This window comes from Fructilactobacillus fructivorans (assembly GCF_000814735.1).
Lineage (GTDB): Bacteria > Bacillota > Bacilli > Lactobacillales > Lactobacillaceae > Fructilactobacillus > Fructilactobacillus fructivorans.
This window is the reverse complement of the sequence record NZ_JOJZ01000018.1, coordinates 1-6519: the sequence shown is the minus strand read 5'-3', so window position 1 is coordinate 6519 and position 6519 is coordinate 1. Positions and strand designations below refer to the sequence as shown.

At 41.2% G+C, this 6519-nt stretch carries 6 protein-coding genes and 2 pseudogenes; all 8 read right to left on the bottom strand.

Going from position 1 to position 6519, the window contains the following annotated elements:
- Positions 1 to 448 (bottom strand): annotated as a pseudogene (locus LfDm3_RS03730) (acetyl-CoA carboxylase carboxyl transferase subunit beta); the annotation flags it as partial.
- A complete protein-coding gene (locus LfDm3_RS03725) occupies positions 429 to 1808 on the bottom strand; it encodes an acetyl-CoA carboxylase biotin carboxylase subunit (protein ID WP_039144236.1) in 1380 nt (459 codons plus the stop codon). The pseudogene LfDm3_RS03730 and the gene LfDm3_RS03725, both read right to left, overlap by 20 nt.
- Before the next feature lie 36 nt (positions 1809 to 1844).
- A complete protein-coding gene (locus LfDm3_RS03720; protein WP_039144234.1) occupies positions 1845 to 2291 on the bottom strand; it encodes an acetyl-CoA carboxylase biotin carboxyl carrier protein in 447 nt (148 codons plus the stop codon).
- Positions 2291 to 3529: a beta-ketoacyl-ACP synthase II gene (fabF, locus tag LfDm3_RS03715; RefSeq protein ID WP_082019962.1), complete on the bottom strand. Its 1239-nt coding sequence runs from the start codon at positions 3527 to 3529 to the stop codon at positions 2291 to 2293. Before fabF ends, LfDm3_RS03720 begins: the two co-directional genes overlap by 1 nt.
- 36 nt (positions 3530 to 3565) lie before the next feature.
- Complete coding sequence (locus LfDm3_RS03710) at positions 3566 to 3817, bottom strand: acyl carrier protein (protein ID WP_010022532.1); 252 nt, start codon at positions 3815 to 3817, stop codon at positions 3566 to 3568.
- A gap of 30 nt (positions 3818 to 3847) precedes the next feature.
- Positions 3848 to 4798 (bottom strand): annotated as a pseudogene (locus LfDm3_RS03705) (beta-ketoacyl-ACP synthase III).
- Positions 4799 to 4817: 19 nt separating this feature from the next.
- Complete coding sequence (gene fabZ / locus LfDm3_RS03700; protein WP_039144232.1) at positions 4818 to 5264, bottom strand: 3-hydroxyacyl-ACP dehydratase FabZ; 447 nt, start codon at positions 5262 to 5264, stop codon at positions 4818 to 4820.
- A gap of 281 nt (positions 5265 to 5545) precedes the next feature.
- The gene (fabI, locus tag LfDm3_RS03695; protein ID WP_010022527.1) at positions 5546 to 6310 is read right to left on the bottom strand and encodes an enoyl-ACP reductase FabI; all 765 of its coding nucleotides are present in this window, start codon (positions 6308 to 6310) and stop codon (positions 5546 to 5548) included.
- Between the last annotated feature and the right edge of the window lie 209 nt (positions 6311 to 6519).

The following is a 6519-nucleotide window of genomic DNA, read 5'->3' as shown; positions in this document are numbered from 1 at the left end:
GGTTCTTTTTAGTAGCCATTTCAAATAAACGGGCCAGAATTTCACCAGTTGCCGTTCCAAGACTGGCCATCACAAACCGCCAGTCCATCGCTGCCACAGCTACTTGCATTCCATCAAGGGTTCCAATCCCCGATAACACACTTTCATTAATTCCGGTAACCTCACGGGCCTTCTTCAACTTAGCTACGTATTGAGTGTCATTAAATTTCTTCGAAGCCTTCAAATCAGTATTGATTGGTTCAAACTCATCCAACATCAGTTGAATCCGTTCCTTAGCGCCAATTCGAAAAGCATAATGACAGTTCGGACACTCTTTGAATTTTACTAGATCCTTTTTGTAAAAACTCTTCTTACAAATTGGGCATTGAACCCAGATGTGATCAGGAATTTGATCCATTCGCTCATTTAATTTCGCTGGACTAATCTTTTCAAACTGTTTGTTTGTCATACTGTTTCATCCATTCTTTTAAGAACGTACTCTCAATGTAATTATTATTAAAATCACCCGCAAGAAAGTGGCGATCAGAAATCAAATCGATTAAGAAGTCTCGGTTCGTCGTTACACCTTCCACCACAAAATTAGTCAAAATCCGTTTCATTTTACTAACGGCTTCCCGCTTAGTGGGTTTATGAACGATGATTTTAGCAATCATTGAATCATAGTAAGGTGAAATCATATCTCCTGCTTCTACCCCGGAATCAATTCGGATGGAATCCGATTCATCGGGAAACTTCATTTGCTCAAGCTTCCCTGGCGATGGAGTGAAATTGTTACTAGGATCTTCAGCGTTGATACGGCACTCAATTGAATAACCATTTACGGCACAATCGGCTTGGGTAAATGGTAGTTCTTGTCCCTGAGCCACCATAATTTGTGCTTTGATAATTTCGACCCCAGTGACTTCTTCAGTAATAGTGTATTCAACCTGCAGACGCGTATTCATTTCCATGAAGTAAAAGTTGTGATCCTGATCCATTAAGAACTCAAAGGTTCCAGTATTGGTATAACCAATTCCCTTAGCAGCTTTGACCACAATTTGGCCCAGTTCCTGTCGCTTCTGTTCGGTAATCTGGGAACAGGGACTTTCCTCAATCACCTTTTGATGATTACGCTGCATGGAACAGTCCCGTTCTGGAAAGTAAATCACGTGCCCATGCTCATCGGCAATGACCTGCATCTCAATGTGCTTGGCATCACTTAAATCTTTTTCCATGTAAAGCCGGTCATCCCCAAACGAGAGTTTGGCCTCACGTTTAGTGTCGGTAAAGGCTTTTCTTAGCTCGGCTTCATTTAAAACCTTTCTGATTCCTTTGCCACCACCGCCAGCAGCAGCTTTTAACATGATCGGATAACCCGTCTCTTTAGCAACTTCTTTGGCTTGCTTATAAGTATCAACAAAACCGTCACTTCCAGGAATCGTTGGAACTCCATTTTGTCGCATGGCTTCCTTCGCATTCCCCTTATTTCCCATCAAGTTGATCACTTTGGCACTTGGTCCAATAAATTTAATTCCGCACTGTTCACATAATTCTGCAAAATCAGCGTTTTCAGACAAAAAGCCATACCCAGGATGGAGGGCATCACATCCGCAAAGAACCGCGGAATCAATGATGGCTGCCATGTTTAAGTATGACTCATCTGGAAACGGTCCACCAATACATACGGATTCATCAGCTAATTTTACAAATAAACTATCGGCATCGGCGGTTGAATAAACCGCCACGGCCTTGATGTTCATTTCGTGAAGTGCACGGATAATCTGAACTGCGACTTCGCCGCGGTTCGCCACCAGCACTTTTTTAAACATTAAATCACCCTTCAAAACTAACGTGCATTGATATTCTTAGTCTTCCTGAATTTCAAAAATTGGTTCGTTGTACTCAACCATTGAGCCGCTCTTTGGAATTCGTTTTACGATGGTTCCACTAACGGGACTTTTTACTTCATTAACTAGCTTCATCGCTTCAATCACACAGACGGTTTCACCCTTCTTAACGTGATCTCCATCTTTTTTGAAATCATCCTTTTCAGGACTTGGAGCATAGTACAAGATCCCAAACATTGGAGCCTTTAACTGGTAATTATCCGACGTCGTAGTCACATCCGGTTTTGAGGCTTTGATTGTCGTTGGTTTGGCAGTCTCTTCTTGATGCTCGCTCGTTGGTTTCAAATTACCGTGATCAGGAATTTTGGAGAAGTAAACTTCTCCATTATCGTCATTAACCCTGATCTCCTGTAAGTTTGACTTTTCAAATTTATCAATTAATTTTTCAATTTCTCGTTCATTCACTAATCTTCATTCCACTTCTTCATCGCAATTACCGCATTGTGACCACCAAAGCCAAATGCATTGCTAATGGCAGTATTTACAGGCGCCTTTTTGTTGTCTTCATCAACCAAATCAACGTGAATCTCAGGATCCTTATGTTTCATCCCAACGTTCACTGGCATTTGGTCATTTTGAAGGGCAGCCACAAGGGCGACCGCTTCTAGTCCACCAGCAGCTCCCAAGGAGTGTCCAACCATTCCTTTAATGGAACTAACCTTGACGTGATCGTTATCATTAAACAACTTTTCAATTGCACCTGCTTCAGCAACATCGTTAGCGTGCGTACTGGTTCCGTGAGCGTTCACGTAATCTAACTCGCTCGTCTTAATATTGCCTTCATCAAGGGCCTCTTGCATGGCCTTAATGGCACCCTTTCCAGATGGATTAGGAGCAGTCATATGGTAGGCATCACTAGTAGCACCGTATCCAACTACTTCGGCCAAAATGTTGGCACCACGTGCTTTGGCATGATCGTAATCTTCAAGGATTAGTGTCCCAGCACCTTCACCCATGACAAATCCATTTCGGTTTTCATCGAATGGCATGGAAGCATCTTCGACTTTTTTGGCAGTTGAAAGTGCGGTTAACTTGGCAAAGCCGGCAATCCCAATCTCGGTAATGGCAGCTTCTGTCCCACCTGCAATCATCATTTTGGCCTTTCCTTGCTTGATTAATTCAAAGGCATTTCCGATTGCATTGTTGGCGGAAGCACAAGCCGTTACGATGGTCTGGGAGGTGTTTTCAGCATCAAAATAAATGGAAACATTTCCGGAGGCCATGTTGGCAATTGCTTTGGGAACAAACAGTGGTGAAACTCGCTTAGGACCCTTATCATGCATTTTGATAATGTCACTTTCAATGGTGGTTAAACCGCCAATTCCATTTCCATACATAACCCCTAAGTCTTCTGGATCATAGTCACCCTTTTTTAAACCAGCTTGATCCATTGCTTCCTTGGCACTATATAAGGCGTACTGAGAAAAAAGATCAATCCGTTTGTAGTCCCGCTTATCTAAGCGTTGGCCTGGATCAAAATCCTTAACTTCAGCAGCCACGGTAACACCAGTGTCACTAGCATCAAATTTAGTGATTGGCGCAATTCCAACCTTAGAATTAAATAAGTTGTGGGCAAAAGCATTGGCATCATTTCCAATGGGAGTAACGGCTCCCATTCCTGTTACAACGACTCGATTACTCAAATAATTCCCTCCTGTTCAAGTAAATAGTGAATTAGATTATTTATCTTTTTCTGCAATTTTCTTTTGGATGTAATCAACTAATTGAGCAACCGTACTGATGTCTTCGTCACTTTCAATTTCGATGTCGTATTCATTTTCAAGTCCATCAACCACTTCAAAGAAGTCAAGGCTGTCAATATCAACATCTTCCTTAAGATTGGTATCCATTTTGATGTCTGTTGCAGGTACATCAGTTTGTTTTGCAATTAAGTCTTTGATTTTGTTAAAAATTTCGTTTTGGTCTGCCATAATATATATCACTCCATAATTTTTTGTATTTTAGTATCGAATTACAACGGTTCCGATGGTTAAACCACCACCGAATCCGGTTAAAACAAGATTATCACCGCGTTTGACTTGCTTGGAATCCACCAACTCACTAAGAAGCAGTGGTTCACTAGCAGCGGCCGTATTGCCATATTTATTGATGTTCACCGGGAACTTTTCCATCGGTAAATCAAGTTTATTAGCAATGCTTTTAATGATTCGTTCGTTAGCCTGATGAACAATAAAGTACTTCACATCATCTAACTCAATGTTGGTATCAGCAATGGCTGAACGAATGGATCGTGGAACCCTTTGAGTGGCAAAGCGATAGACCTCATGACCATCCATCTTAAAATATGGACGATGCTTATCATCCGCTAAGTGCCCAGCTGTTAGAGAACGGCCAAGTTCCCCAACCGTTTCAAGATTACTAGCTAACACCTCAGAACGACTACCATCATTTGCAACTAAGATTCCGGCTGCTCCATCACCAAACAGTACTGCCGTTGACCGGTCGGACCAGTCAATGTATTTACTAAGTTGCTCGCCACCAATCAGAATTCCCTTGGAATTGAGTCGATTACTAAGTAACGAGTTTAAAACGTAAATACCGTACGCAAATCCAGAACAAGCAGCATTGATATCAAACGCAATCGCATTTTTAGCATGAAGTAGTCCCTGAACCGCTGCCGCAGCTGATGGCGTCTGGTAGTCAGATGACATGGTAGCCACGATGATAAAATCAATGTCATCTGCGGAAACGTTTGCCTTACTAACTAGTTGAGATGCCACATCTGCACACATGGACGTATTGGTCTAAGCTTGAGAAATGTGACGTTCACTAATTCCAGTCCGGCGCTTAATCCACTCATCGGAAGTGTCCATCACTTTAGTCAAATCTTGATTCGTTACGATCCGCTCAGGGGTTGATCTTGCCGTCTCTAAGATTGAAAAACTTCCCATTTGCGACTCCTATACTCGCTTACTCTTCTCTTTCTTTTGCACTGACAATGAAGGTTAGTTGAGCCTCACATGCTTTTTTATCACCAACGTAGGCCACACATGAAACCGACCCAGCACTTCCTCTAACTTTGTCAATTTTGACTTCAAAGCGCAGAACATCTCCGGGTTCAACCATTTTTCGAAACTTGGCATTTCTAATACTGCCCATGTAAACCGTCTTATTTTCAAATTGTGACGACTTCAAAATTAAGATCGAAGCCACCTGGGCCATTGATTCAATAATTAAAACGCCGGGCATAACTGGATTACCAGGAAAATGTCCTTGGAAATAATTTTCGTTAATTGTGACATTCTTGGTAGCCGTGATTGACTTACCTGGATCCATCGCATCGACCCGATCAATAAATAAGATTGGATAACGGTTCGGGATGAGATCCATGATTTCTTTTGCGTTCATTAAACTCAAATTATTCACCTCTACTAAACTATTTTGATTCAAATATGGCACTTCGCATAATTACCATGTACTCATATTCAACAAAATTCCCATATTTAGCAATCAAAACCCAACCAGATCGTGATGATTGTGAGGTAAAAACTTGTCACACCAATGATCTAAAGCTGATGAACGTCTGGTTACACTTGTTTTAATGTGTAATCATGCTCAATTCACCACTCGCAAAAACAAAAAAATATCTCATAACCAATTTTGGTTATGAGATATTTAACGTTTTAATTTAATTTTTGTTAGGCAAGTAAGTGAACACCCTTGTCAACGTAGATAATGTCACCAGTAACTCCGGTGGATAAATCACTAACTAAGAAAGCAGCAACGTTTCCAATTTGGTCAGTTGTAACACTTTCACCGTCAACGGTGAATGATTGTGACATCTTCAAAAGGTCACGATGACCCTTAATGCCAGTAACTGCTAAAGTCTTAACTGCTCCAGCAGAAATCGCATTAACACGAATTTGGTCTTTTCCAAGTTCAGCAGCTAGATAACGCATGGTGGATTCAAGGGAGGCCTTAGCAATCCCCATCATGTTGTAGTCAGGAATAGCACGAGTAGAGCCCATGTAGGTTAGTGTCAAGATACTACCTGGCTTGTTCATGATCTTGCTTGCGTAACGGGTTACTGAGATAAATGAGTAGGAACTAATGTCCTCAGCCAAGTTATAACCGTCTTTCTTGGTGTTAATCACACCGTTTTGGAGGGTTTCCTTGTCGGCAAACGCAATGGCATGGATGACACCATCAATGTTACCAAAACGATCATGAATCTCGTCAAAAGCCTTTTGTACGTTAGCATCTTCAGCAACGTCACATTCAACCAATGGGAATTCTTCATCACCAATCGTTTTTTCAATACTCTTTTTCAAACGATCATTTTGGTAAGTTAAAATAACTTGAGCACCTAGTGACTTGATGGCTTGAGCACAACCCCAGGCGATACTTTTTTTATTCGCCACACCCATCACAACAACTTTTTTTCCTTTTAATAAATCTGCCATTTTCAAAATCCTCCTAGAACCAAATATCAAATTTACACTATTATATCAAAAAATTAATTTCCTACTTAAAAATTTCGGTAACGGGCAAGTCGCTTTGAAACCAAATCATCTTTGGAAAGCGCATTTAGTTCCCTGATTTTTTTAACCAAATCACCACGAAACCGTTCAAAGCCGTCGGCGGTATTCACTTCAGGAATAATTCGATCAAT